This window comes from Pseudarthrobacter sp. GA104 (assembly GCF_009741265.1).
Classification (GTDB): domain Bacteria; phylum Actinomycetota; class Actinomycetes; order Actinomycetales; family Micrococcaceae; genus Arthrobacter.
The window spans coordinates 4,655,825-4,680,307 of sequence record NZ_WOWL01000001.1; the positions used below are offsets into that span (position 1 = coordinate 4,655,825).

At 65.8% G+C, this 24,483-nt stretch carries 22 protein-coding genes; 11 read left to right on the forward strand and 11 right to left on the reverse strand.

The annotated features are described in order from the left end of the window. Positions 1-2: 2 nt before the first annotated feature. Both GK109_RS21360 and GK109_RS21365 read right to left on the reverse strand, forming a co-directional pair. A complete protein-coding gene (locus GK109_RS21360) occupies positions 3-1,391 on the reverse strand; it encodes a sigma 54-interacting transcriptional regulator (RefSeq protein WP_370460750.1) in 1,389 nt (462 codons plus the stop codon). A 160-nt stretch (positions 1,392-1,551) separates the two neighbouring features. After that, on the reverse strand, positions 1,552-2,487 hold the full coding sequence (locus tag GK109_RS21365; RefSeq protein ID WP_157242396.1) for a hypothetical protein: 936 nt from the start codon (positions 2,485-2,487) through the stop codon (positions 1,552-1,554). A 97-nt stretch (positions 2,488-2,584) separates the two neighbouring features. On the opposite strand from GK109_RS21365, the gene GK109_RS21370 reads away from it, so the two are divergent. Next, positions 2,585-3,439, forward strand: a complete 855-nt coding sequence (locus tag GK109_RS21370) for a glycosyltransferase family 2 protein (RefSeq protein ID WP_157242397.1) — start codon at positions 2,585-2,587, stop codon at positions 3,437-3,439. Here GK109_RS21370 and GK109_RS21375 read toward each other — a convergent pair. Next, positions 3,393-4,052: a cyclodeaminase/cyclohydrolase family protein gene (locus GK109_RS21375; protein ID WP_157242398.1), complete on the reverse strand. Its 660-nt coding sequence runs from the start codon at positions 4,050-4,052 to the stop codon at positions 3,393-3,395. The two genes, GK109_RS21370 and GK109_RS21375, sit on opposite strands and share 47 nt — an antisense overlap. Positions 4,053-4,134: 82 nt before the next feature. Continuing rightward, positions 4,135-4,758 (reverse strand): dihydrofolate reductase family protein, encoded by a 624-nt coding sequence (locus GK109_RS21380; RefSeq protein WP_157242399.1) that lies wholly within the window; start codon positions 4,756-4,758, stop codon positions 4,135-4,137. A gap of 287 nt (positions 4,759-5,045) precedes the next feature. On the opposite strand from GK109_RS21380, the gene GK109_RS21385 reads away from it, so the two are divergent. Next, entirely contained in the window at positions 5,046-5,642 is a 597-nt protein-coding gene (locus GK109_RS21385; RefSeq protein WP_157242400.1) for a dihydrofolate reductase family protein, read from the forward strand. Positions 5,643-5,645: 3 nt separating this feature from the next. Here GK109_RS21385 and GK109_RS21390 read toward each other — a convergent pair whose 3' ends face one another. Together GK109_RS21390 and GK109_RS21395 are read right to left on the reverse strand one after the other, a co-directional pair. Then, a complete protein-coding gene (locus GK109_RS21390; RefSeq protein WP_157242401.1) occupies positions 5,646-6,677 on the reverse strand; it encodes an aldo/keto reductase in 1,032 nt (343 codons plus the stop codon). Positions 6,678-6,691: 14 nt separating this feature from the next. Beyond that, a complete protein-coding gene (locus tag GK109_RS21395; protein WP_157242402.1) occupies positions 6,692-7,585 on the reverse strand; it encodes an SMP-30/gluconolactonase/LRE family protein in 894 nt (297 codons plus the stop codon). Between the two features lie 329 nt (positions 7,586-7,914). Between GK109_RS21395 and GK109_RS21400 the strand changes: the two genes are divergently transcribed. From GK109_RS21400 to GK109_RS21410, 3 genes are all read left to right on the forward strand, one after another. Beyond that, a complete protein-coding gene (locus tag GK109_RS21400; protein WP_157242403.1) occupies positions 7,915-9,144 on the forward strand; it encodes a S8 family serine peptidase in 1,230 nt (409 codons plus the stop codon). Positions 9,145-9,211: 67 nt separating this feature from the next. Continuing rightward, positions 9,212-11,386, forward strand: coding sequence for a DNA/RNA non-specific endonuclease (locus GK109_RS21405; protein WP_157242404.1), 2,175 nt, complete (start codon positions 9,212-9,214; stop codon positions 11,384-11,386). A 295-nt stretch (positions 11,387-11,681) separates the two neighbouring features. Next, complete coding sequence (locus GK109_RS21410) at positions 11,682-12,410, forward strand: hemerythrin domain-containing protein (protein ID WP_157242405.1); 729 nt, start codon at positions 11,682-11,684, stop codon at positions 12,408-12,410. A gap of 125 nt (positions 12,411-12,535) precedes the next feature. Here GK109_RS21410 and GK109_RS21415 read toward each other — a convergent pair whose 3' ends face one another. After that, positions 12,536-12,913 (reverse strand): hypothetical protein, encoded by a 378-nt coding sequence (locus GK109_RS21415; protein WP_157242406.1) that lies wholly within the window; start codon positions 12,911-12,913, stop codon positions 12,536-12,538. A gap of 247 nt (positions 12,914-13,160) precedes the next feature. On the opposite strand from GK109_RS21415, the gene GK109_RS21420 reads away from it, so the two are divergent. The 3 genes from GK109_RS21420 to GK109_RS21430 all read left to right on the forward strand — a co-directional run bounded on the left by GK109_RS21420 (position 13,161) and on the right by GK109_RS21430 (position 15,052). Continuing rightward, the gene (locus tag GK109_RS21420) at positions 13,161-13,784 is read left to right on the forward strand and encodes a TasA family protein (protein ID WP_157242407.1); all 624 of its coding nucleotides are present in this window, start codon (positions 13,161-13,163) and stop codon (positions 13,782-13,784) included. 67 nt (positions 13,785-13,851) lie between these two features. Beyond that, a complete protein-coding gene (locus GK109_RS21425) occupies positions 13,852-14,472 on the forward strand; it encodes a signal peptidase I (RefSeq protein ID WP_157242408.1) in 621 nt (206 codons plus the stop codon). A 118-nt stretch (positions 14,473-14,590) separates the two neighbouring features. After that, the gene (locus GK109_RS21430; RefSeq protein ID WP_157242409.1) at positions 14,591-15,052 is read left to right on the forward strand and encodes a hypothetical protein; all 462 of its coding nucleotides are present in this window, start codon (positions 14,591-14,593) and stop codon (positions 15,050-15,052) included. Positions 15,053-15,119: 67 nt separating this feature from the next. On the opposite strand, the gene GK109_RS21435 is transcribed toward GK109_RS21430, so the two are convergent. Then, a complete protein-coding gene (locus GK109_RS21435) occupies positions 15,120-16,151 on the reverse strand; it encodes an NADPH:quinone reductase (RefSeq protein WP_157242410.1) in 1,032 nt (343 codons plus the stop codon). A gap of 106 nt (positions 16,152-16,257) precedes the next feature. Here GK109_RS21435 and GK109_RS21440 point away from each other — a divergent pair, with 106 nt between their 5' ends. Continuing rightward, on the forward strand, positions 16,258-17,229 hold the full coding sequence (locus tag GK109_RS21440) for a CapA family protein (RefSeq protein ID WP_157242411.1): 972 nt from the start codon (positions 16,258-16,260) through the stop codon (positions 17,227-17,229). Between the two features lie 33 nt (positions 17,230-17,262). Here GK109_RS21440 and GK109_RS21445 read toward each other — a convergent pair whose 3' ends face one another. Beyond that, positions 17,263-19,293, reverse strand: coding sequence for an alpha/beta fold hydrolase (locus GK109_RS21445; RefSeq protein ID WP_197432529.1), 2,031 nt, complete (start codon positions 19,291-19,293; stop codon positions 17,263-17,265). A gap of 515 nt (positions 19,294-19,808) precedes the next feature. On the opposite strand from GK109_RS21445, the gene GK109_RS21450 reads away from it, so the two are divergent. Continuing rightward, positions 19,809-20,756: a zinc-binding dehydrogenase gene (locus tag GK109_RS21450; RefSeq protein ID WP_157242413.1), complete on the forward strand. Its 948-nt coding sequence runs from the start codon at positions 19,809-19,811 to the stop codon at positions 20,754-20,756. On the opposite strand, the gene GK109_RS21455 is transcribed toward GK109_RS21450, so the two are convergent. Together GK109_RS21455 and GK109_RS21460 are read right to left on the reverse strand one after the other, a co-directional pair. Further along, positions 20,694-21,671, reverse strand: a complete 978-nt coding sequence (locus GK109_RS21455; protein WP_197432530.1) for a LysM peptidoglycan-binding domain-containing protein — start codon at positions 21,669-21,671, stop codon at positions 20,694-20,696. The two genes, GK109_RS21450 and GK109_RS21455, sit on opposite strands and share 63 nt — an antisense overlap. A 370-nt stretch (positions 21,672-22,041) precedes the next feature. Beyond that, complete coding sequence (locus GK109_RS21460; protein ID WP_157242415.1) at positions 22,042-22,740, reverse strand: maleylpyruvate isomerase family mycothiol-dependent enzyme; 699 nt, start codon at positions 22,738-22,740, stop codon at positions 22,042-22,044. A 321-nt stretch (positions 22,741-23,061) separates the two neighbouring features. Here GK109_RS21460 and GK109_RS21465 point away from each other — a divergent pair, with 321 nt between their 5' ends. After that, positions 23,062-24,447, forward strand: coding sequence for an aromatic acid/H+ symport family MFS transporter (locus GK109_RS21465; RefSeq protein ID WP_157242416.1), 1,386 nt, complete (start codon positions 23,062-23,064; stop codon positions 24,445-24,447). Positions 24,448-24,483: the final 36 nt, after the last annotated feature.

Sequence of the window (24,483 nt, forward strand, 5' to 3'; positions counted from 1 at the left end):
CCCTAGCCGTAGACCGTTTCCTCGTCGTCGGACTCCTTGGAGATCCGGCGGGCAAGGTAGAGGCCTTCCAGGGCGAGTTCGATCGCGGCGGCGCGCTCGCCCTTTGACTTTGCGCCGAGGCGGATGCCGATTTCGTCGTAAAGGCCCGATCCATTCAGGGACGGCAGGTTCTCCAGGAACTCCTGCGCCGTGACGTGCTCTCCGGTGGTGACTGTGGTGTGCCCGTCGAGCGCTGCCACGAGCGGGCCGAGATCGAGGCCCTGGTAGTGCGCGCGCACCGCCTCGGCAGTGGCTGTGCGCAGGAGGTGGTCAAGGACGGCTTGCTCGCGGCCTTCCTCACCCGACTCGAACTCGATCTTGCCGGTCAGGACTTCCACCGCTGTCCCAAGGTCCACTATCCGGGCCACAGCCTCGGCCTCGCCGCGCACACTCGCCCGGCGGAGCGCCGCGGCAGCCACAGTTTCGGCTCCCGCGATGGCGAACCGCGCCGAAACCCCCGAGGTCTGGTTGATCGCCGGGGATTGCCGCAGCGCGCGGGTGTAACGCGCCAGGATCTCAAGGATGACCGGCGGGACGTTGGCCACCAGCTGCCCCTCCTGCCGGATGACGGCCACCTCGTCGTCGAGCTCGATTGGGTAGTGCGTCCGGATCTCGGCGCCGAAGCGGTCCTTCAGCGGCGTGATGATCCGGCCCCGGTTGGTGTAGTCCTCCGGGTTGGCGGACGCGACCACCAGCACGTCCAGCGGCAGGCGGAGCACGTAGCCCCGGATCTGGATGTCGCGCTCCTCCATCACGTTCAGCATGGACACCTGGATCCGTTCCGCAAGGTCCGGCAGTTCGTTAATGGCGATGATGCCCCGGTTGGAACGCGGAACCAGGCCGTAGTGGATGGTCTCCGGATCCCCGAGGCGGCGGCCCTCCGCCACGCGCATCGGGTCCACGTCGCCAATCAGGTCAGCGACGGACGTGTCCGGCGTGGCCAGCTTCTCCACGTACCGCTCCGACCGGTGGCGCCACGCCACCCGCAGCCGGTCACCCTCGGTGAGGGCGAGGGCACGGTAGTGCTCGGTGATGGGCTCGAAGGGGTGTTCGTTCAGTTCCGAGCCCTCGATGACCGGCGACCATTCATCCAGCAACCCCGCCAGGGTGCGGAGGAGGCGGGTCTTGCCCTGCCCGCGCTCGCCGAGCAGCACCACGTCGTGGCCGGCAATCAGGGCGCGCTCCAGCTGGGGAATGACCGTGCGGCTGAACCCGTACAAACCTGGCCACGGATCCCTGCCGGCGGCGAGCGCGGCGAGGAGGTTGTCTCGGATTTCCTGGCGGAGGTCCTTGTGGGCGTGGCCGGCGGCGCGCAGCTCGCCAACTGTGAAGATATCGGGACGATCAGTCACCCCTCCACGGTAGCCCCCTCCCGTGCCGTGAATCGAGGACTTTCGCCAAACACCCGTTCCACGGCGGCTGCCCCTTCCCCCGGGAACCCGGGCGGGGCCGCGTCATGCCGGTGGACCGGACCGGGATGCGCCGCCCGTGGCCGCTGCTCTGAGGCCAATTTCATCCCGCGCTGCCGGTACTGTCCCACCAGCGGAGCACGCGAAGGCACCGCAGGGTGGTCATGCGGCTGGGGCCCTGCGGTTCTGGCGGGAACCACTGCCTGCCCGGGTATGGCGCGTACCGCTTCCAGCTGCCGTCAGGATTCCGGGCCGCGCGGACCCTTTCCACGGCATCCGCGAGCCGGGGATCGGGCGCTGCTCCGCTCGCCCGGAAGTACTCGAGTCCCCGGAGGATATCGAAGTGCCATTGCGGCGGAAACGGGAACCGGGTGAATGCCCCGTCGGCCACCTCGCCGGTGGTGTGTGAGCGGTACAGGTGATGGGCCAGGAAGAATTCGCGTCCCTTCGCGGCTGCCGCCCGCACCTCGGCCGGTCCGCCGGACCGCCCGTAGGCATCGAGTGCCTCGAGGACGGTGATGCTGGTGTGGAAAGAACCGTGGCGGGAGCCTGTCCGCCTGGTCTGGCAGTTCCACCCGCCGTCGGGAAGCTGTTCCTGGAGCAGCCAGGACACGGCCGCGTCCAGCCGCGGCTCCCCGTAACGGAAGTAGGAGGCCAGGAGGCCAAGCATTCCTACGACGCACGTGTCCGGGGGTCCGCGCCACAGGCTGGGTCCGCCGTCGTAATACCTGGCCCCGTCCCACAGGCAGTGGCAGCCGCGGACCGCCTGCGGGTTTTCCTCCGGAAGGCCCAGCCGGTGCAAAAGCAGGAGCGTGTAGGTGGTGGAAGTCCACTTGGGCAGGTAGAGCCCCCGGGACCAGGTGCCGGCCCCGTCCTGTTCGCCCAGGAGCCGGGCGCCCCACCCTTCCGTTGCCACGCGGCGGCGTTCGGTGAGGACCTCGTCGTCGCCGGCGCCGCGCAGGTCCTGCAGCACCTGCCACCTGATCGCCGGATCGCCCTCAAGCAGCCACGCCGTTACCCTTTCCAGAGTCCCTGCCACGCCAGCCACGCTAGTAGGTTGCGCAGGCAGTGCGGTAGGGCAGTTGGACCCCCGGGGCCTTCTTGCGCCAGCATTGGGGCAAGGGCGAAGGCCGCGAATGCACAGGGTGCTGAAGGTCGAGGGGGCTGCAGTGGACAGCGGGTATGCGGGCGGTGACGCCCCGGCCGTTTCGGTGGTGATCCCCACCCGGAACGACGCGGAAATGCTGAGGACGTGCCTGCACCTGCTCTCCCGGCAAACCAGGCCGGCCCACGAAATCATCGTGGTGGACAACGCCAGCAGCGACGACACGCCCGCCGTCTGCACCGCCGCCGGGGTACGCCGCATCCCCGTGGATCTGCAGGGCATTCCTGCCACGGCCGCCGCCGGCTTTGATGCGGCGGCAGGGGACATCATCGCCCGGCTGGACACGGACTCCAGGCCCGCGGCCGACTGGCTGGAACGGGTGGAGGCCGACCTGGCGGCGGCGGGCCCCATGACCCTTGTGACCGGGCCGGCCGATTTCTATGGCGGAAGCCCGTGGGTCCGCTGGGCCGGAAGGCATGTGTTCCTGAGCGGCTATTTCAGGGTCTTCCGGCTGTTGCTGGGCCATCCCCCGGTCTTCGGTTCAAACTTCGCACTGCGGCGGGAAGTGTGGCAGGAGATCAGCCGCAGCGTGGTGCGGGACAACGCGGATGTCCATGACGACGTCGATATCTCCTACCGCCTCCGCCCCGGGATGACGGTCATCTACGACCCCGCCCTCACCGTAGGCGTCTCGTCCCGGCCGCTTACCAGCTGGGCATCCTTCCGCCGCCACGGGGCCATGACACTGACCACGTGCCGCGTTGAGTTCCGGGAAGAAGCGCCGCTGCGGCGCCGCCTGGACCGTTTGCAGGGACGACGGCGGCGGGAAGCGCGGCGGTTCAGCCGGCGTCGGTGGGGGCGGCACGGTGATCCACCGCGGCCGTGAGCTGGTCGATGCGTTCGAGCGCCGAGGTAAGCTGCTCCACGGCCGCCCACAGCGCCTGATGCTCTTCCCTGACCTGGTCCAGCGTGGCACCGGCAGACCTCAGGGTGGCGAGGTCGAAACTGACGTTCGTGCGTGCCCCCGCAACCGCTGCCCTCAAGGCGCCGAATCCGACGACGACATCAGCTATGAGCGCAGGGTTCCCGTTGGAGGCGAGCCAGCCAAGGTCATCAATGGCAGCAACGGCCCTTTCGCCCAGCACGGCGGAGGCCTTGGCTGCGTCAACGGAGGCCCGGTGTACCGCCCGGTCCCGTTCCGGGCCGCGTTCAAGCCGGAAGGCGGCGCCGAACGCTTCGGAGGCGGCAGCATCGTCGTCGGCCAACTTGAGGGCATCGGTGCGAAGGGCGCAGGCCCGCTCGTGCAGGGCAGCGAGTTCCGGCCCCTGGTGCTCCTTGGGTTCCGTGTAGCCGGCGACCATAGACGCCAGCGAGGCTGCGATGGCCAGCATCACTCCCGTCCCTGCCCCTCCGCCGGGCGAGCCCTTTGACTCCGCCAGGGCACGCGTCCACTCCTCAACAGTTGAGCCTTGGGTGGTCACAGCAGCCGAATCAGTCATGCCATCAAGTGTGCCCTGTCCCCGGCAGGTATGCCGCGGCCGGCGACACCGCCAGGACCTATGACCGTCCCGCCGTCGTCATTCACTCCGGCGGTCCGTCCAGCACGGTGGGAATGTACTCGAGCAGCTGCAGCCTGCCGTCAAACGTCCGGCTCTCCACCAGCTCCAGGGCGATGTCCGGATAGCCGTCGTAGATCCGCTCCCGGCCGGTGCGCCCGGTAATCACCGGGAAAACCACCAGCCGGAACCTGTCCACCAGGCCCGCCTCAAGCAGCGACCGGCAGAGCCGCAGGCTGCCGAGCGTGCTCAGGGGCCGGGTCCCGGTCCGTTTCAGCTCCTTCACTGCCGCCACGGCGTCGCCGTTGACCAGCTCCGAATTCGGCCAGCTCAGCGGCCCCTGGAGCGTGGAGGAGAAGACCACCTTCGGCACCGCGGCAAGCCCCGTGAGGCTGGCCCCTTCTTCCTCCGAAAACGCTGAGCCGCCGGCAGCCGCCTCCTCGGACATGCCGGACATCAGCCGGTAGGTATTGGCACCGAGCAGATACGTACGGTCTTCCTTCCCCTCCTGGTCCAGCCAGGCCAGGTATTCCGGCCCCTCCAGTCCCCACCAGCCGGGCCAGCCCTCCGCAGAGGCATACCCGTCCAGGGAAATGATGAAGTCAACCATCAGCTCTGCTGATGGCGCCTCCGGGGTTGCTTCGCCCATGGCCGTCTCCTTTGATGGCAGGTGCCGGCCATGCTATCCCTGCTGCAATCGGGCCTTCAAGGGCCTGCGCCAGGGTACATGGCCAGGGCGGTTTGCCGGCCACCCCATTTCGGGCAGACTCCCCGGACTCCCCCTCCGCCGGCCGGCGTGAGATCATGTGCGGATGGAACGCCTTCAGCGGCTCCGTCCCGAGGGGCTCACCGTGCCCGGCACGTTGATCGGGATCAGTGCAGTTGCCGCCCTCTTTCGATAAAACCCCCGCAAGCCCCCAGTGCCCTAAGGAAACCATGAGCAGCGTCACGTGCGATCTGACCGTATCCCTCGACGGATTCCTTGCCGGTCCGAACCAGACCCCGGACAACCCGTTGGGCGAGGGTGGCGAGGACCTGCACCGGTGGCAGTTCGAAGAAGCCGAGGCCAACGCCGAAGCGCTGAAGGGCATCCTCTCCGCGGGTGCCTACATCATGGGCCGCAACATGTTCGCCGGTCCCGGAGCCGGACCGTGGGGTAAGGACTGGCGCGGCTGGTGGGGCGAGGAGCCGCCCTACCACGCTCCTGTCTTTGTCCTCACGCACCATCCGCGTGCTCCGCTGGAGATGGAGGGTGGCACCACCTTCAATTTCGTCAGTGACGGCATCGAAGCGGCGCTGGCCCAGGCACGCGAGGCTGCGGGCGGCAAGGACGTCGCCGTTGCCGGCGGCGCAGAGACTGTCCGCCAATACCTTTCGGCCGGGCTGATCGACGAATTGCGGCTGCACATCGCGCCGCTGATCCTCGGAGCAGGCGAGCGGCTCCTGGACGGCGTCGGGAACCTGAAGCTGGAACCGACGGAAGTGCTGGGAACGCGCCTGGTCACGCATGTGCGTTACCGCATGATCCGATAGGCGCTACCTTCCCCCTTCAATCCTGCGGCTCCGCTGCTCCTGCGCCAGCGGGCCGTAGGGATAGACGCCGGCCTGGGGCTCGCTGGCCTGCGTCAGCCGGCTGGTTTCGTCAGGGGTGAGCTGCACGTCGGCGGCAGCAAGGTTGTCCGCGAGCTGTTCGGTGGTCCTCGCACCCAGGATCACCGACGTGACGGCCGGCCTGTCCGCCAGCCAGGCCAACGCCACCTGGGAAGGGCTGATGCCGCGGGCGGCGGCGATGCCTTCCACGGCATCAATGACGGCCCAGGTACGGGGATTGTCATTGCGCGCCTTCCAGGCCTCCATGCCGCGTTCGGGGTTCTCCCCAAGGCGCGTGGCACCTTGGGGTGCCTGGTCCTTCTTGTACTTGCCGGACAACCACCCGCCGCCGAGCGGAGACCACGGAAGCAGGCCAACCCCGGCGTCAAGCGCAGCCGGAACAATCTCGGATTCGATCTCACGGACCAGGAGGCTGTACTGGGGCTGCAGGGTGACCGGCGGGTTCCAGCCGTGGGCACTGGCAACGTGGACGGCTTTGGTCAGCTGCCACCCCAGGAAGTTGGAGAAGCCGTAGTAGGCAATCTTGCCGCGGCTGACAGAGTCTTCCAGGAAGCGCAGCGTCTCCTCCAGCGGTGTGATCGGGTCCCAGGCGTGCATCTGGTACAGGTCGATCTGCTCCACTCCCAGGCGGCGGAGGGAGTCGTCCAGGGCGCGGGTCAGGCGCCGGCGGGACGTTCCGACGTCGTTCGGTGACGTCCCCATTGGAAAGCGGCCTTTGGTGGCCACCACCGCGCTGTCCCTCTCCTCCGGCCGCTTGGCAAGCCAGCGGCCGATGATCTCCTCGGAAACGCCCTTGCTGTAGACGTCGGCGGTGTCGATGAAATTGCCGCCCGCAGCAAAGTAGCTGTCCAGGATTGCGTAGGACGACTCCTCGGTGGCCTCCGCACCGAACGTCATGGTTCCCAGCGCGTAGCTGGAAACGACGGTGCCGCTGCGGCCCAGGGTTCTGTAGTGCATGGTTATCCTCGTGATCAGTTGGCGGTGGGATCAAACGTGAAGGCGGCCGCATCCCGGGTGGTGGTGCGGATCCGGTAAAGGCTTGTGGTCGCGGTGATGTAAAGGTCCTGGCCGTCCGGGCCCCCGAAGCACAGGTTCGATACCGTCTCGGGCACGGCAAGGGTCCCCAGGAGTTCGAAGCCCGGGGAATAGACCCTGACTTCGGGTCCGGCAGAGGTCCAGATCCTCCCCTGGACGTCAACGCGCAGGCCGTCAGCGGCGTGGCCGTCTTCAAGCTCGACGGCGGTCTTGCGGCGGCTGCATACGCTGCCGCTCACGTCATAGGCGACGATCCTCAGCGGTACTCCATGGCTTGGCCCTGCGGTGTCGGAAACGTAAAGCACCGACTCGTCCGGCGAGAAGGCCAGGCCGTTCGGGTACACAAGGTCCGTGATCACGGCCGTGAGAGTGCCGGCAGCAGGCTCGAAGCGGAACACATGGCAGCCTCCGTACTCCTGCTCACCTTCATGTCCCTCCGTGGTGCCCGGAAGAATTCCGTACGGCGGGTCGGTGAACCAGATGCTGGAGTCACGCGAAATCACGACGTCGTTGGGTGAGTTCAGGCGACGGCCGCGGAAGGAATCCACCAGGCCAGTCACGGTGCCCTCCTGGTCGCGCTCGACCCGGCGGCGGCCATGGCTGCACTGCACTACGCTGCCGTCGGCGTCGAGCGTCCGTCCGTTGGTGAACTCAACCCCCACCGCGTACTCCCTGGTGGTGCCCGTGGCTGCGTTGAATTCGAGGATGCGGTTGTTGGGGATATCGCTCCAGCGCACAGTGCGTGAGCGGGGCACCCAAACGGGCCCCTCGGCCCACACCGAGCCGGTAAACAGGCATTCCAACTGGCCTACTGTCAGTCCCTCAGCCATTTTGAGCCCCTTCGCATTCCAGCCTTCGCACGCCCGTGCCCTCGTCCGGGGCGATCCGGCCGGCGGGCGTCAGGCATTACGGGAAACGATAGCGCGGCGAGTCCCAGGCAGAGGGGAACATCCACGCCGGAGACCTCCATGTCCTCATCGTGAACCTGGCTGCCGTCCCGAAGGCACTGGGTTCGATCCGGTAACGCCGGAGTAACGCCACCAGACGTAAACCTAGCGCCATGTGGAGCGCGGTTCCCCGCCCGGCACTGCCAACACAACTGCTGCAGCCGATGCGCCCAAAGCGCAGCCCCGTCCGTGGAAAGGCCAAGGAGCCCAAGATGTCACAGCTACCCAACCAGAAGATCGTCATTTTGCGCGCCCCGTCCCTGGGCGCTACCCGTGACCCTTTCGATGGACCGGGAGCAGCCCCGGGACTCGAAAGCACCGCCCAGAACATCGCTGAACGCGCCGTGGGGCTGACGGTGGATCGGGAGGAGAACCCCTCAAATGCCACCCTCACCGCACTGCGGAACGATCCCACTGTCCTTGGCTTCGCCCCTGCCATGCCAATGAAACTCATTGAGCCCCTCGCGGCCGATGCGGCACCCGCCGCTGCCGCCACGTGGGGCGTCAAGGCCGTGGGCGCGGATAAATCGCCGTTCACGGGCGCCGGTGTGACCGTATCGGTCCTTGACACCGGCATCGACGCCACCCATCCGGCCTTCGCCGGCGTCAACCTGGTCACGAAGGACTTCACGGGGGCGGGCAGCGCTGACGACGACAACGGCCACGGCACCCACTGCGCAGGCACCATCTTTGGCCGCGACCTCTCAGGCCAGCGGATCGGCGTCGCACCCGGCGTCCAGAAGGCGGTAATCGGCAAAGTCCTTGGAGGCCCGAACGGCGGCAGCAGCGACATACTTGCCTCGGCGATGCTGTGGGCGGCCGACAACGGTGCCCAGGTCATCTCAATGTCCCTGGGAATGGACTTTCCCGGGTGGGTGGACGAACTGGTCAAAGTGAACGGCTTGACCATCCCCGCCGCCACATCAATAGCCCTTGAGGGCTACCGCGCCAACGTCAGGCTTTTCGAGCAGCTCGCCAACCTTCTCAACGCCCGCGCCTCCGTCGCCCAGACCACAGTGGTGGTCGCAGCGGCCGGGAACGAAAGCGAACGCAACGGCAATCCCGCGTACGAGATCAACGTTGCCCCGCCGGCCGCGGCCTACGGAATCACGTCCGTGGCCGCCCTCGCTGACGGCGCCAGCGGGCTCACTGTAGCCCCCTTCTCCAATACGATGGCGACCGTGGCCGGTCCCGGCGTCGGGGTTTTCAGCGCCTGGCTCAACGGCGGCACCAAAACCATCAGCGGAACCAGCATGGCAACACCCCACGTGGCCGGCGTGGCGGCGCTATGGGCTGAAAAGCTCCTTGCTCAAGGCCCCCTCAGTCCGGTACTCCTGCAGGCCAAACTGATCGCCTCGGGAACGTTCCGGCCCCTTGCGGCCGGAACGGATCCAGTGGACGTGGGCGCAGGCTTGGTCCAGGCACCCACGAACGCCAACTAAGTGATTCCGCGTTCTTGGCGAAACCGCAGTTGATGCCACGCCCGAACAGCGCTAAAGGAGCGGACCGATGGTGATACCGGAAGATGTGCTCACCGCCACCCAGGCCCGGTTCGAAGCGCGGGAGGTTCCCCGCGCGGGAACCGAAGAAAAGATTGCGGCGGCCCAAACTCCGCAGGGAAGTATCCTCGACGTCGATGCCCCCGAACGGGTGGAGCTGCGCAGCCGGCGGGTCCTGCGCCAGCCGGTGGTCATGGACGCGCTGAAGGCGACGGCGGATACCTCCCCTGTCCAACCCGGCCAGGTCCGGGAAGACCAGGTGCTGGGAGACCTGGTGCTGGAACGGATCATCGGCGGAAGCAACCTGCTTGGCATCGCCTTCCTGGAACTGGGTACGGCGGTCTCACGCACTGTGGGCAGGGTTATCGTCCGCGACCGGTTCCAGGTCCGTTCCTTCGGCACCGGCTTTATGATCTCGCCCCGCCTTGCCCTGACGAACAACCACGTCCTGCCCGACGCCCAGTCCGCCCGGTTCTCCCGGCTGGAGTTCAATTTCCAGAACGGCATCAGCGGCCTTCCCCTGGCCACATCACAGTTCGACCTGGAACCGGACACCTTTTTCCGCACTGATACCGGCCTTGACGTCACCGTGGTGGCCGTAGCGGCGCAGTCCCGGCCCGACGGAACTTCGCCGCCGGTGCCGCTGGCGGGTTTCGGCTTCAACCGCACCACCAAGGAGCAGGGCAAAATCCTGCTCGGCGAATCCATCAACATCATCCAGCACCCCGAAGGCCAGGAGAAGCAGCTTGCCCTGCAGCAAAACGAACTCCTCGACCGGTTCGACCAGTTCCTGCACTACCACACCGACACATCGCCGGGTTCTTCCGGGTCACCGCTCTTCAACAACCAGTGGGAGGTCCTGGGCCTCCACCACTCCGGCGTCCCCGCGCGGAACGAAGCAGGAGAGATCCTGACCGTCGACGGCACGGTGTGGGACAGAACGCAGGATGAGCTGAAGATCCGGTGGATAGCCAACGAGGGCGTCAGGATCAGCAGCATCCTGACGTGGCTGGAGAAGGGCGCTGAAGGCATGAACGAGGGTGAACGCGCCCTGCTCGGGGAGGCGCTCAATCCGCCGCCGCCCGCACTGCCCCAAGTCCCAGCTGCGGAACAACGGGCTGAGGTCCGGACGCAACCCGCACTGCACCAGCCCGCCACAGTCGAAGGCGGAGCGGTTTCCCTCACCATTCCCCTGCACATCACAGTGCGGCTCGGCGCGGTGCAGGCAGCTCAGGGAGTGGCCCAGACGTCCGCGGACCCGAGCCATGCGGTCCCGGGTACCGGAAGTGCAGTCGCTGAAGAGGCAGTGGCGATAGATCCGGACTATTCCGGGAGGAAGGGGTACGACCCCGGCTTCCTGGGCACGGCTGTGCCTTTGCCGGTCCTCACGGCCGGGCAGCGTGCCGACGCTGCGATGAACCGTGGCGCAGCCGCCGGGCAGGATCCAGCGGTGCTCAACTATCACCATTTCAGCCTCGTCATGCAGCGGACAAGGCGCCTGGCTCTCTACACGGCAGTGAACGTCGACGGCCAGCTCAGCCAGTCACCCAAGCGTGAGCGGGACAAGTGGTACTTCGACCCACGCCTGGACCGGTCTGAGCAGACGGGCGACGAGCTCTATACGGACAATGACTTCGACCGGGGGCACCTGGTCCGCCGCCTCGATCCGGCCTGGGGCCCGGCCGACGTTGCCCGCGCGGCCAATGACGATACCTTCCATTTCACCAACTGCTCACCCCAGCACAAGAAGTTCAACCAGGGTGCGTCCCTGTGGGCCGGCCTGGAAGATTACCTGCTGGATACCGCGAAGGCCGAAGGGCTCCGGCTCACGGTGTTTACCGGTCCGGTCTTCACCGCGCGCGATCCGGACTTCCAGGGAACCCCCATCCCGCTGGCCTTCTGGAAAATTCCGGTGTTCGGGCGACCGGACGGGAGCCACTCAGCCAGTGCCTACATGATCAGCCAGCATGAACTCGTGGAGGAAATACTCCGGGAAGCGTTCACCCCGGCAACCTTCCAGGTTCCAATCCGCAGGGTCAGCGAACTCACGGGCCTGGACTTTGCCCACCTGTTCGATTGGGACCCGATGAACGACCAGTTCACGTCCCTCCCCAAGGCCCAGGAAGCCCTTGCCACTCCAACCCCGGCCAGGGAACTCCATACGTTCGAGGACCTGCAGCTGTAAGAGGCGCTCCGGCGCTTCGTTACTACAAACGTAGTGACATCTCACTACTTTTGTAGTAGATTATCTGCATGACCGGCACAGCCGTCATCCCGGCGGACTTGGGCGCCCATTCCTGCAATCGCCCCAGGGCAACAACCAGCGAGCGCCTTGCGACGCCCTCCCCTTCAGGCGCGGAAGCGGCCGTGCACATCGGCGTCCTCCCTACGCCGACTGGACCCAACGCAACCGGGCCCGCCGCCAAACACCAGCCGCAACCGGGCGGTCCCGCCCGATTCCCGAAATGGAGGCAATCCAAATGACTGACTTCTTCACGATGCTGCCCGGCGAAACCGCAGCTCCCGTGCCCCCGGGACCGGTCCTGAGTTCGGGCTCTACCGGCATCCGGCGCGTTCACCATTTCCTCCTCTGGGCATACCGGGAGGCGCCCAACCTGGTGCGCTCGACCGCGGCGGGAGACACCGCCCGCGCCGCGCGCGTGGGGGAAGTGCTCGGCAACTTCGACAAGGTGCTCCTAGTCCACCAGGAAGGCCAGAACCTGTTCATGTACCCGCAACTCGCCGAACGGGCTCCGGCATGCGCGTCACACGTGGAGCAGATGCTCCAACAACACCGAGGGATCAAAGACCGAGTGGAGAGCATCGGGCCCGTTCGCAAGCGCTGGATGCAGACTGCAGAGGCAGGCACCAGGGACGAACTCGCAAAAGGCTACGAAGACGTTCACTCCGTTCTCAGCGAGCATCTGCGCCGCGAAGTCACCGAGGTGATGCCCGCCGTCGATCGCGTAATGACGGAGGAGGAATTGAACGCAATGGTGCAGCACGGCGTCAGGCAGCACGACAAGAAGTTCCTGGTCACGTACCTCGGACTGATTCTGGCCACCAACCCGCCCGAGGACCGAAGGGCGATCTTCTTCGAGGAGATCCCGGCCCTCGCCCGCCTCGGCTACCGACTCATCGGCCGCAGGATGTACCGCAGGCAATACGCGGCACTCTTCCCGGGACGGCCGATCCCCGAAACGCTTTAGCCGGCCCGGCGGGCGGCAGCGCCAGCGAAGGAAGAGCCCGCGCCATCGGCGATCCCCCCGCTGCCAGGGGGCGTCAGCGGCGGGGTGTTCAGCCAGCACCAGTGGGCCGGAAGGCAGCAGCGCCGCTAACCCTGCACAGGCTCCCCAAGGTTCCCGGCTCGGGCAACGGACCGGCGGATTCCCACTATTCTGACCGCGACTCCCGTCAGGACCAGGCCGATCCCCAGCGCCATCACAATCCAGACCGAAACCGACGCGGAGTCGATCTGCCGGTAGCACTCTGTCGCCAGCCCGACAGTCTGTCCCTGCGCGTCGGAAATTTCAGCCGCACGGCTATTCGGGAGCAGCGGGCTGCCGCACAGCGGCCCCACTGGTTTCAGGCCGATGACAAAACTCAGCAGTTGCAGCGCGAACCCGACCGCGATGGTCAGAATCCACCCGCGCCGTTGAGTGAGCTCTTGATTGATGTTCCTGGTTGTAGCTTCCGGATCTCGAACCGCCATCTTCAGAGCATAGTGCGAGCCCCACCCGCATGCCGCCCGCGAGCATCGCGGCTCCCTCGCGAAGGTTCAGAGTGTGGACCTTGATCGAACCTTGTGCCTGCGGGCCGTTTTTTGATGGGATCTTGGCCGTATTCGACCCAGCAACTTGATACGGGACCGGCATTGTTGGCGTTGTCGGCAGGAGAACCGGCAGCCACAAGGTCCGCAAGAAGGCGGGCCGCCGTCAAAGAAATGGGAGTTCGTCATCATGGGTCTCAGCCTGAACACCACCACCGGTAAAGTCGTCGCCTCCCTGGCCCTGGTCGGCACCGCCGCCGGCGTCGCAGGCCTGGGCACGTACGGCGCGTTCACCTCCAGCACCTCCGCCTCCACCGATGTTGCCTCCGGTACCGTGGCAATCTCGCTGGGCGCCTCGGGCGCAGCCAACCGGCTCAGCGTCGCCGCCACCGGCCTTGTACCAGGGGACACGGTGCAGCGAGCCGTAACGCTCACCAATGCCACAGGCAACCAGTCGGTGTCCGCCATCACGCTGACCACACTGGCGACCGCCACATCCAAGCTGGACACGGACCCGGCATTGGGCCTGCAACTCGCGATCGACAAGTGCTCCGTGCCGTGGACCGAGGCCGGCACCGCCCCCGCCTACACCTACACGTGCTCGGGGGGCACCGTCACCCAGGTCCTGGCCTCCCGCTCCGTCATCGGCGCGGACCTCGCCCTGGCCGGCCTGAGCTCCACCGCGGCCGGCAACACCGATAACCTCCGGGTGACCCTGTCCCTGCCAGGTGCAGCGGACAACAGCTTCCAGGCCAAGAGCAGCTCCATCGACCTGTCCTTCACCGGAACCCAGCGCTCCGGCGCCAGCAAGTAACCACAGCTTCCTCCGCCGCCTGCCGAAACCGGGCGGCGGAGGAATACCACCCGGAACGGACACTGCCATGACGGCATCACCAACCCAATGCACCCGGTCAACGACGGCGGTCTCCCCTACCACTGCGCGGACCACACGATGGGCCAAGGCATTCCGGGGCATCACCAGGGCTGCCACCACGTCCGTGATGATCGGTGCCGCGGCCCTCTTCCTGTTCCTGGCCGTTGGGCCCAGGGTTCTTGGGTACCAGACCAGCACGATGCTCACCGGATCCATGGCCCCCATGATCAACGCCGGCGACGTCGTGGTATCGGTCCCGAAGCCTGTCAGCGAGCTGAAAAACCGGGACGTCATCACCTACGGGATCCCCGTCGAGGACCACCGCGTCGAAACCCATCGGATCGTCGAGATTAGCCGGAACGACAACGGCACCACGGTCATCCGCACAAAGGGCGACGCAAACAGTGGTGCCGACCCATGGACCGCCGCCCTGCAGGGCGGCACGGTCCATGTCCACGCCGCCACCATCCCCTACCTCGGCACGGCCATCCGGGTCCTGCGCGAACCGGTGCTCCTGCAGGGCTTGATGTATGGCGCTCCCGCCGTCCTGGTCTGCATGGTCCTGGTGTCGATTTGGAAGAAAGAACCTGGAGTGAATTCCCCGCCCGTCACGGACCACCGGCGATGAGTACCGTACGTGCGGTACTGGTCTAGGCCTTGAGCCCGAAACGGGTCCCGCGGGCCCAGGCGCCGTAGACAGGCAAGAATGGATCCCGACCCCGAGACTGACAAGGAGAGCCCAGGCCGTGCGCACCAGCGGAAAGACCGAGTCAGGCCGGCCCTCCGGTTTCGCGCGTTCCGCCGGGGTCCTGACAACGGCCGCGGTACTGCTCCTCGCACCCGGGATTGCGGAAGCAGCGTTTACAGCGGGGGCCACGGGCCAGATGAATGCAGCGACGTTAAGCCTGGCCCAGCCTGTCGGTACCGTGGCTGCCTCCAGCTGCAACGGCAGGGACCTGACGATCACCTTCACCAACTATGGTTACGTACCCCGCGCCAGCGCGTTCCGTGTCGAGATCTTTCGTGACCCCACCGACACGGCGCCGCAGTTTGTGGTGGACAGGGCCCAAAATGACCTCAGCCCGATCACCGTGAGAGTCTCAGGGGGAAGGGCGCCCAGGCCCTATAACGTTCGAGGACTTTATCCCACAGTGGGAGGGAACACCTGGATCGGGCAGCCCCTGCCCGGTACAACCGTCGCATGCTGATAGCCACCCCGCCCGGTCCCGGCTGCAGGGTGATGACTCCCGCGCGAGGCTCCCGATGCGTCATTTGTTAGCCCGCTGACACATCGATCAGGACCTTGCCGACGATGCTCTCTTCCACCGCGGAGTGGGCCGCAGCCGTGTCAGCCAGGTCAAAGCGATGCAGCGGCAGGCCTGCGGCCTCTCCCACCGGAAGGGCGCCGTCGGCGATGGCCGCATTGATGTCCTCGGCGGCGACCTGCACCGCCGCCGTGCCAACGGTGTAGAGCAGCACGAACTGGTAGCGGACATTGAGGCTGAAATGCCTGCGTACGTCCAGGGTCATCTGATCGCCGCCGTTGTTGGCGTAGACGGCGATGGAGCCGCGGTTGCGGATCACTGCCAGGTCGAGTTCGGCGTTCCGCGCCGGTGCCACCTCCACGATCTGGTCGACGCCGTTGGGAGCAATCCGGCGGATCTCCGCGGCCGCGTCGGTTTCCCGGTAATTGATGACATGATCGGCGCCGGCGGCCGTGGCCAGCGCAGCCTTCGCCGGGCCGCTCACGGTCGTGATCACGACGGCGCCGGCCCACTTGGCCAGCTGGATCGCCGCATGGCCCACGGCGCCGGCCCCTCCCGCGACGAGAATCACTTTGCCTTCCAGGGCTCCCGGGTGCAGGCGCCGCGGGCCGTCTTCGGCAATGGTCAGGGCCCGATGGGCGGTGACCGCGGGAACGCCCAGGCTCGCGCCGACGTCGAACCCGGCGTTCTCCGGCAGCGGAAAGACCCGCTCGGCCGGCAGCACGGCGAACTCCTGCGCCGTCCCGCCGTCGGCGCGTTGATAGGCGGCCAACGCCAGCCAAACCCTGTCACCCACATGGAAACGCTCGACGCCGGGTCCCACGGCGTCCACAACTCCGGCGCCGTCCTGGTTCGGGACGACCTCCGCGAAAGGCAAGGGTTCGCCCGGTTTGGAGCCGCGGCGCGACTTCCAGTCGGTGGGGTTCACCGCGGACACCATGATCCGCACGCGCACCTCCCCGGGCCCCGGGTCGCGGATCTCGCGGTCTACGAGCTCGAGAACAGACGGATCGCCGGTGGCACGGTACACGATAGCTTTCATACTCAGAGCCAACGCCGGCCCCGACCGAAAATTCCCGCCGCGCGCGGGGCCGGACGCTCCAACGGTCGCTCTTTCGCTTCCCGGACAGGCAGTCCATGCTGGTGCCATGCAGATCGCATTCCTCGGCGACGTTATGCTCGGCCGGCTGGTGAACGACCACTTGCAGACCGTTGCCCCCGCCTATCCCTGGGGTGACACCCTTCCGGTCCTGCGGCGGGCGGACCTGAGGATCGCCAACCTCGAATGCGTGCTGGCCGACGGCGGCAAACCCGCGCCGGGCAAGGTCTTCACGTTCCGCACCGACCTGAAGAACGTACGCAGCCTGCTCCTGGCGCAGATCGACCTGGTCTCCCTGGCGAACAACCACGTGCTCGATTACGGAACGGACGCGCTGCAGGAAATGCTTCCCACGCTGGACCGGCACGGAATCCTGCATGCGGGCGCGGGTACGGACCTGACCTCAGCCGCTCGGCCAGCCGTCTGCCGCGTGGGAGGCACCGCCGTCGGGTTCGTGGCGTTCACGGACAACCAGCCGGATTGGGAGGCGGCTCCCGGCACCCCTGGCGTGTACTACGTCCCCGTGACAACCCACGGGCAGCGCGTCGACCAACTGCTGGCGCTGCTCCGACGGACCAAGGTACGTGTGCAACTGCTCATCGTATCGGCCCACTGGGGCGGCAACTGGGGCTCCGACGTCCCACCAGAGCACCGGGCACTGGCGCGGCAGCTGGTCGAGGCGGGCGCCGACGTCGTCTTCGGCCATTCACCGCATGTCTTCCGCGGCGTCGAGGTCTACCGGGGCCGGCCCATCATCTACAGCGCCGGGGACTTCGTCGATGACTACGCCGTGGACCCTGAGGAACGCAACGACCTGTCCTTCATCTTCCTGATGGAAACCGACGGCGGAACGCCGCGGGCCCTGCGCTTGTTTCCCACCATCATCGCCGGCTTCCGGGTCCGGCTGGCAGTCCGGAGCGCCCGCGATACCGCGGACCGGATGGCCCGCCTCTGCAGCGACCTGGGCACCGGAAGCAGCTGGAATGCCGGCGAAGGGTGCCTGGAGCTTCCGCTGGCGTAGCCGACGCGCGGGTGATACACATCGGTGCATCGTCTATTTCGGGCTCCGGTTCGTAGAGATCCGTTTTGCACTCCCTGAATGGTCCGCAGGGCCCCGCAGCTTACTTGGGATCGACCCCGTGGAGGGGACGGTGACTATGTCGAGGAAAATCAGGGCGAGGTTGGCAGCTGCGATGGAACCCACGATTGCGAACCCGATCCCGACGAACGGGGCCGTCGAGGCGTTGAAGCCAAGCCAGGCGCCAACAAGGGCACCCGGCACGGCCACGGCGAACCCGGTCTGCGTAGTCTTTGCTGACCGGGTCCGGCTGGTCCAGGCCAGGAAGACCCCCAAACCGATCGGCGAGCCCGCCGCGAGAACGACGAGCGGCTCGCTGTCGAGTGACACGTTCATCCGGGCAACCTGGAAAGACAGTATGGCGAGGAACCATCCGCCGAGGCCAAGCACGATCGGATACACCGATCGCAGTGCGGCGCTGGCCCTGGGTCCGATGCCACCCTTAAGGGTCCGTCGGGCCATCCAGACCAGCGACCCGATAGTGAGCACCGCCACGGCGACCATCACGCCCAGCACGCTCTTCGCGGTCCAGCCAAGCGTCGTCGACGGAGTGAAGTTGACCGGTTGTGGCTCGTAAAGGGAGTCGTCGACCCGGCTGCTGTCGAGGAACGTCGTGATCAATCGGGTGCCGGCCTCAGGCTGGTCGGCCCAGAAGGTGGGTGAGTGTCCGAACCCGGTAAGCACGACCTCCTGGCCGTTGGGTAGCGACGGCAGCAACTGGGTCGTTGCCGCCTGCGGTGGCGTGGCCATGTCGAGCTCGCCGTTGATGAGCAGGGTCTGCACCTCCGAGGTGCGCACCTGGCGGTACTCGTCCTTCTCTGCTGCGACGGGCCATAGGTCCAGCCAGCGGCCCTCACCCCAGCTACTCGCACTGGCGGCGTAGCCGAGGTTCGAGTAGTCCCGGTCCGTGGAGGCGAAGTATTCCCGCGCTGCCACGGTGTCGAGGCTGGCGGCCGCGGCATACTGACCCCAGACGAAGAACTTCGGGTACATCGTTTCGCCGAGCAGCGAGATCAGCCAGAACCCGCTTTGATCACCTGCGGCAGCCGTCATCCATGCTTCGAGCGTCGCGTCGCGTCCCGGCGGTAACGCCGAGTCCGGCTGCGTCATGCCGACGAACGACGAGGCCCGCACAATGCCACCCTTGACCGGCAGCAACCCCCACCGGTCTGGCATGTCAGCCGCGGTCTGCCGAATCGCTGCAGCGAGGTCGTCGGTACGCGCCCGGCACGCAACATCCTTGGTGCAGTAGGCCGAGAGCCGGTCCATCAGCTCGTCTGCCATATGGACGTCGTAAAGCAGGTGACCGGGTGGGTTGACCGCGATCATGACCGAGCGATGGATGCTGTCGGGATAGCGCCAGGCGTAGATCATCGCGGTCCGCGTGCCGGCGCTCTGACTCAGCAAATCGATCCGGTCGTAGCCGAGTGCCGCGCGGGCGGCTTCCATATCATCGACCTGCTGCACGAGCCCGTACTGAGTGAGGTCGACGCCCTCGTTGGTCAGCCGGTCCGCACACCTCCCGAACGCTTCGGCGTACGCCCGGAGGAACTCTTCGCCAAGGAGGTCGTCGGAGCCGCCGAGCGCTGCCTCCACCTCGGGGCAGTCCAGGCGGACCGAGCCGTCGATGCCGCAATAGCCCACCAGGACAAGATCGTGTTTATCTGTGAGCCGGTTCGCCTGCTTGAACTCCATGTTCGTGCCGCCGGGGCCGCCGTCCAACCAGAAGATCGGTTCGCCGGGCTGCTCCGAGCGGGCGTGGATGCGGGTTACGGGTAGTGCGATCAGTCGTGCCTCGGGTTCGGTGGGGTTCTCGGGAATGACCAGAGTGCCGCAGTCGGCGGCCACGGGGCCACTTTCAGTGTCGTAGCTGCAAGGTTCCAGGGTCAGATCACCAGCCGCTGCGCCGGGCGGCGGGGAGATCCGCTCGGCGCGGGAGGCGAGACCGACGTATACCAGGCCGGCTGTCATAACCGCGATGAGCGCGAGAGCGACAATACGCGCCATTGGAAACATCTGCCTTGTCGAAGCAGTCGTGACAGCTCCTTCCGGCTCATCCACGTACGAGAGGGAGCATCAGAACAGCAAAAAACAGGCCCTGAACGCTGTGCGCTGCGATGCCGATCCAGGCCAAGGCCATCCCCGGGACGCCCTGCCAGACCAACCCCAGGGTGAATGCGAGGGTCACGGCGCCGTGCATGCCTCCATGCTGCACACCATAGGATCCCGCTGCCGAGTGCCGAAAGTCATGCAAGTGTAAGCAAGGTACAGACCAGGCGGCACCGCCGCCTCCTCGTTCGTTCTTCCGTCCTTCCCAGGGGACATGGATCCAAATCGAGCGTTCGGCTCCAGACTAGACAGCCTGGCTGGGGTGCCGTTTGCCTCTACTCGTTCGTCTCGCATCAAAATATCCTCGGATCCTGGCATCCGGACCGACAACGCGAAGTGACGGGCAATGCAGGCGTCTCAATACAACCGACGGATCGTCGTGCCCCGCTACGGCGGACCTGAGGTCATGACACTTGTCGAAGAACCAGTCCCCGAACCGCGCCCGGGAGAGATCCCGCGTGCGGATCGCCGTATCGGGCGTCGGCTACCCTGATGTTCTCATCCGCGAAGGAACCTATCCAGGAGGGCCAAAACCTCCCTTTACGCCAGGCTACGAGTTCGTCGGAACTGTCGACAAGATAGGTGAAGGAGTCATTGGTTTTGAGCTGGGCGAGAGCGTAGCAGCGATTTCCGTGTACGGCAGCCATGCCACCTATCTGTGCGTTCCGTCCTGGGGGCTGGTGCCGGTACCGGCAGGCCTGGACCCCGCCGGGGTGGCGGTTGTGATCTTTAACTATGTCACTGCACACCAGATGCTGCACCGCTGCGCCTGGGTCAGGAAGGGAGAACGACTACTCGTCCACGGCGCAGCAGGAGGTGTGGGTACGGCCGTCCTCCAGCTCGGACGTATCGCGCGTCTGGAGCTGTTCGGCACGGGCTCCAAAAGCCAGACCGGCGTGATCTCAGGTCTCGGCGCGACGCCCATCGACTACACGGGTGGAAGTTTTGTCCAGCGGATCCGCGAACTCACAGGCGATGGGGTGGACGTCGTGCTCGACGGCATCGGCGGGAAGGTCTCGATCGGATCCCACCGTGCCCTCCGTCGACGCGGACGACTCGTGATGTACGGACACTACGGCACTACCGCTGGAGGTCGAAAGAATGCCCGCAGCATCGCGCTGTTCTACCTCTACGGTGCAATTGTCTTCGCGGGTAACCTCCTTCCCAACGGCAAGCGGGTCCTGGCGTTCCAGGTCGCGAAGCTTAGGGACCGGCGTCCCGCCTGGTTCCGCGAGGATCCTGCAGTGCTTCTTGCCGTCTCATACGCCACCTGCCGGGCAGTGAATGCCCGCCGCAGCCTAAAGGCCCGGTTTGTTGATCGGCTTGTCCAGCGCGAGGCTTATGGTCTGTCCGGGCGCTAGTTCGACAGTTGGCAGGTCAGCAAATTCGTACCATGCTCCGCCTGTTCCGGTGGTCGGGCGGTTCGCTGCTCGCAGGTCGGTGATGCTGAATCGGAACGAGACTTGGCGCTCCGTGTCACCGGGGGCTGTGGTGTAGGTGAGTGGAATCCCTTCAGCATCGGCAGTGGACGTGCCCTGCGCACCCTCGATCTTGAGTTCGCCGGGTATCAACCGCAGTTTGCTTCCCGCCGGGATCGGCTCGTTTGCGGCGAGTGACGGGTTGTAAAGCAGGATCTGTTCGGTAGTGGAGCGGAATTTGTATCCGAGGCCGTCGAACGAGTCACCGTCCACGGTGGTGTAATAGACGGCTTGGCCAAACGAGTTGTTGACTGTTTTTCCCGTGCCTGATCGGCTGTCCACCGGTTTTTTCTGCAGCTGGATAACGTGTCCAGACTGGATGAAGTAGGTGCCACCTTTTTCGTAGGTGAACGGGACCTTGTTCGCTTCGGCTAATTGCTCCTGGGTTAGATTGAACCGGTACGTAATGCCACTCAAGGTGTCACCGGTTTCCACCTTGTAACTGGTCGGGATCCCGTTGGCGTCAATGGTGGCCGTTCCCTTTGCCCCCGTTACTGGGTTAGCGGGAATCAACCGGAGTCTTGTACCCGGACTCACCGGTGAACTTGGCTGGATTTCATTGAATTCAGCGACCTTTGCCTCTGAAAGGTTGTAAGCGGCAGCCACGCTAGCAAGGGTGTCACCAGAGACGGTGGTGTAGTAATCCACATTGCCGAACGAGTCGGTCACCGCTTCCCCACGCAGGGAAGGCTTTTCGTCGCTGGCCGTTGTCACTTCCGGCGCGGCGGTGGTCGGGTGTGATGCGGCGGGGGGTTCAGTTTGCGTGCATCCGGACAGCCCCACCGCTAATAGCGTCATGCACGCAACTGCCCAACGGGCTTTCCCTCCATGCTTCCGTGCCACGACAGTGTCGCCGATTTTCACCATAACAATCCCCCCCAAAGCCCGGAACTACCGGGAGCAAAGTCCGGCCGGCCAACCCGAGCATAGTTGATGAAATCCTATGGGAGAGGCCTGTCGTCGTGCGCGCACCTGCGCACGACATGCAGGTGCGCCACTTGAGCTTCGGGCAGAAATACTCCTTCCGCCCCTCCCCGAACAGGGCGTGCGGCGTGTGAAAACAGTGCCAACCCGCGAAACCCGAGGAATCTGGAGCCGTCCGCCTAGTGGTCCCGCACCGATAGCTTCCGCGTCCCGGGCTTGCCGCACTGCTGATTCTCGGCCCGGCCTACCAAGCTGGCAGGGCAGGCAAGAGTCCGTCGGCCTCTATATGCTCACTGTCCCCCCGGGCAAGCCATAAGAGCAGGCCTTCCCGGTCCGACCTAACGTGCAGGGCGCCGTCACCAATCACCCATTCATCCCGTTCTTCGGTGACCGCGGTAATTCCCGGAACGCCCCTGGCGCGCAGCGAACGAACCACGGCTTCGATGGCGTTCAGGAGTGAATCAGGGTCGGCTTCCTCGATGGTCCACGCCGTGTCAAGGTCATGGTGGTGCACGACAACTTCAGCGATGCGAAGTGCCACGATGGACGTCGCAGGGATGACCTTGCCGTTCACGCTGACATCCGGGGCAGCCAGCTCCGCGTTGAGCCGTTGGGCCTGCTCCGCGAAGCTCCGGGCCGACTCCCGCAGTTCGTCCAGGAGCTCCTCGCGCGGCAGTGCGGCCAGGGCGGAAATTTCTTGGGAGCGCGCCTCGGGTGAGGCATAAAGCTGCCGTTCCACGCCGGAGGCAGCGCCGTCGATGAGGTTCACCAAGGCGCGGCCGCTTGATGCCACGTGGGCGATGACGTCAGCCCGGCTCCACCCTTCGCACAGTGACGGAGCCGCCATCTCAGCATCGGAGAGGGACGCTACTGTGGCCAGAAACATGTCGGTTTCCCTGCCCAGGCGGGACAGGTCCGAATATAGGCGGGCGGTATTGATCATCCGGCCAGCCTAGCCGCGGCCTTCTCAGTAACACCACCGTTTAAGGGCCCTCTTCCATACCGGAATCGTCTGGACTGATAGGCGTAGCCGCGGGGATCAGGGCAGCGCTGCAGAGGATCCCTACGTTCGTGCGGATTTGTAGGATTTATTACCTAAAGCCCACCTTTCAGTAACTCTGCGCTCCTAATACCCCCCGGGCCGAACCCCGGGGATTTACCTCATATGTCTTGCATCACACCTCTGTCAGGCTGAAACAACCGGGTCGGATGCCATCTACATGCATGCCCACCCCGCCATCACCTAGAGAGGAACTTGGGGACCATGACACAACCGCATGCCGTTATCGCCGAAAATCCAGGAAAAGAAAAACGCACCGCCAATTGGGTGGCCTTCATCATCTGCGCGGCCCTTGTGTTCGATGGCTACGATCTGGTCATTTACGGCACCGTCCTGCCGGGGCTGCTCGCCGATCCCTCCCAGATCGGGAAGTTCGACGTGGCCACAGCGGGCCTCCTGGGTTCGTGGGCGTTGATCGGAGTACTCGTGGGCTCGCTGGTCTGCGGCGCCGTGGGTGACTTCTTCGGCAGGCGCCGGCTGATGCTCCTGGGCATCGCCTGGTTCTCAATGGGCATGTTCGTCACGGCAATGACGGCAAGCGTGCCTGCATTTGGGGCCATGCGGTTCATAACGGGGCTTGGCTTGGGCGTGGTTATCGCCACTGCAGGAGCCACCATGGCTGAGTTCGCGCCGGCAGGAAGGCGTCAGTTCTACAACGCGATTGTCTACTCCGGCGTCCCGGCAGGCGGCGTCCTCGCGTCCATAATGGGCATCCTGTTCCACGACAGCCTCGGCTGGCGGGGACTGTTCATCATCGGTTCCCTTCCGCTGGTTATCCTGCTGCCTGTTGCATGGCGCAAGCTCCCCGAGTCCCCGCGCTGGCTGCTGGCCCGCGGTCGCGAACAGGACGCCATGGCCGTCGCGGAGCGCACGGGCGTACCCCTCCTCGAGGAACGCGTGATCCTTGAGGTGGGCGCAGCGCCCCGGAAGTCCGGCTTTGCCGCCGTCTTCTCCCGGCAGTTCGCCGCGGCTTCCATCCTGCTGGGCCTCATGTCCTTCTGCGGCCTGCTGCTGACCTACGGCCTCAACACCTGGCTGCCCAAGATCATGGAGGGTTACGGCTATGGACGGACCTACGCCCTGTTCTTCCCCCTTGCACTGAACCTTGGCGCCGTCGTGGGCGGCCTGGTCGCCTCCCGCCTGGCGGACAAGAGCGGCCCGCAGCGCATCATCGCCTCCACGTTCGGACTTGCCACCGTCTCGCTCGTGCTCATGACCTTCAGCTTTCCGCTGCCCATGCTCTTTGCCTTCATCGCGGTTGCCGGCGTGGGAACCCTCGGCACCCAGGTCTTGGTGTACGGGTTCCAATCCAACTACTTCACTACCAACGCCCGCGCAGCGGGCGTCGCGTGGTGCGCCAGTGTAGGGCGGCTGGGCGGCGTGCTGGGTCCGATCATCGGCGGCTGGCTTGCCGCCGCGGGCATCGGCGGCTCCACGGCGTTCTACATTTACGGCACAGTGGCGCTCCTGGGCGCCCTGGTCACCGTGCTGGTCCCTCGCCAGCGGAAGCTTGAGGAGGCCGGGCACAAGGTGGAGGAGCTGGCCGGGAGCCGTACGGAGGAAAAGCTGACGGCCCCTCAGCCCAGGTAGCCGGCGGAGGCTGTTCTGGCGTAATTGAGTCACATT

Bases quoted from the DNA above. Each gene is read 5' to 3' on its own strand.
- GK109_RS21370 (WP_157242397.1), top strand. From the start codon at position 2,585: ATGCACAGGGTGCTGAAGGTCGAGGGGGCTGCAGTGGACAGCGGGTAT.
- GK109_RS21375 (WP_157242398.1), bottom strand. From the start codon at position 4,052: ATGACTGATTCGGCTGCTGTGACCACCCAAGGCTCAACTGTTGAGGAG.
- GK109_RS21380 (WP_157242399.1), bottom strand. From the start codon at position 4,758: ATGGGCGAAGCAACCCCGGAGGCGCCATCAGCAGAGCTGATGGTTGAC.
- GK109_RS21385 (WP_157242400.1), top strand. From the start codon at position 5,046: ATGAGCAGCGTCACGTGCGATCTGACCGTATCCCTCGACGGATTCCTT.
- GK109_RS21390 (WP_157242401.1), bottom strand. From the start codon at position 6,677: ATGCACTACAGAACCCTGGGCCGCAGCGGCACCGTCGTTTCCAGCTAC.
- GK109_RS21395 (WP_157242402.1), bottom strand. From the start codon at position 7,585: ATGGCTGAGGGACTGACAGTAGGCCAGTTGGAATGCCTGTTTACCGGC.
- GK109_RS21400 (WP_157242403.1), top strand. From the start codon at position 7,915: ATGTCACAGCTACCCAACCAGAAGATCGTCATTTTGCGCGCCCCGTCC.
- GK109_RS21405 (WP_157242404.1), top strand. From the start codon at position 9,212: ATGGTGATACCGGAAGATGTGCTCACCGCCACCCAGGCCCGGTTCGAA.
- GK109_RS21410 (WP_157242405.1), top strand. From the start codon at position 11,682: ATGACTGACTTCTTCACGATGCTGCCCGGCGAAACCGCAGCTCCCGTG.
- GK109_RS21415 (WP_157242406.1), bottom strand. From the start codon at position 12,913: ATGGCGGTTCGAGATCCGGAAGCTACAACCAGGAACATCAATCAAGAG.
- GK109_RS21420 (WP_157242407.1), top strand. From the start codon at position 13,161: ATGGGTCTCAGCCTGAACACCACCACCGGTAAAGTCGTCGCCTCCCTG.
- GK109_RS21425 (WP_157242408.1), top strand. From the start codon at position 13,852: ATGACGGCATCACCAACCCAATGCACCCGGTCAACGACGGCGGTCTCC.
- GK109_RS21435 (WP_157242410.1), bottom strand. From the start codon at position 16,151: ATGAAAGCTATCGTGTACCGTGCCACCGGCGATCCGTCTGTTCTCGAG.
- GK109_RS21440 (WP_157242411.1), top strand. From the start codon at position 16,258: ATGCAGATCGCATTCCTCGGCGACGTTATGCTCGGCCGGCTGGTGAAC.
- GK109_RS21445 (WP_197432529.1), bottom strand. From the start codon at position 19,293: ATGGCGCGTATTGTCGCTCTCGCGCTCATCGCGGTTATGACAGCCGGC.
- GK109_RS21455 (WP_197432530.1), bottom strand. From the start codon at position 21,671: ATGACGCTATTAGCGGTGGGGCTGTCCGGATGCACGCAAACTGAACCC.
- GK109_RS21460 (WP_157242415.1), bottom strand. From the start codon at position 22,740: ATGATCAATACCGCCCGCCTATATTCGGACCTGTCCCGCCTGGGCAGG.
- GK109_RS21465 (WP_157242416.1), top strand. From the start codon at position 23,062: ATGACACAACCGCATGCCGTTATCGCCGAAAATCCAGGAAAAGAAAAA.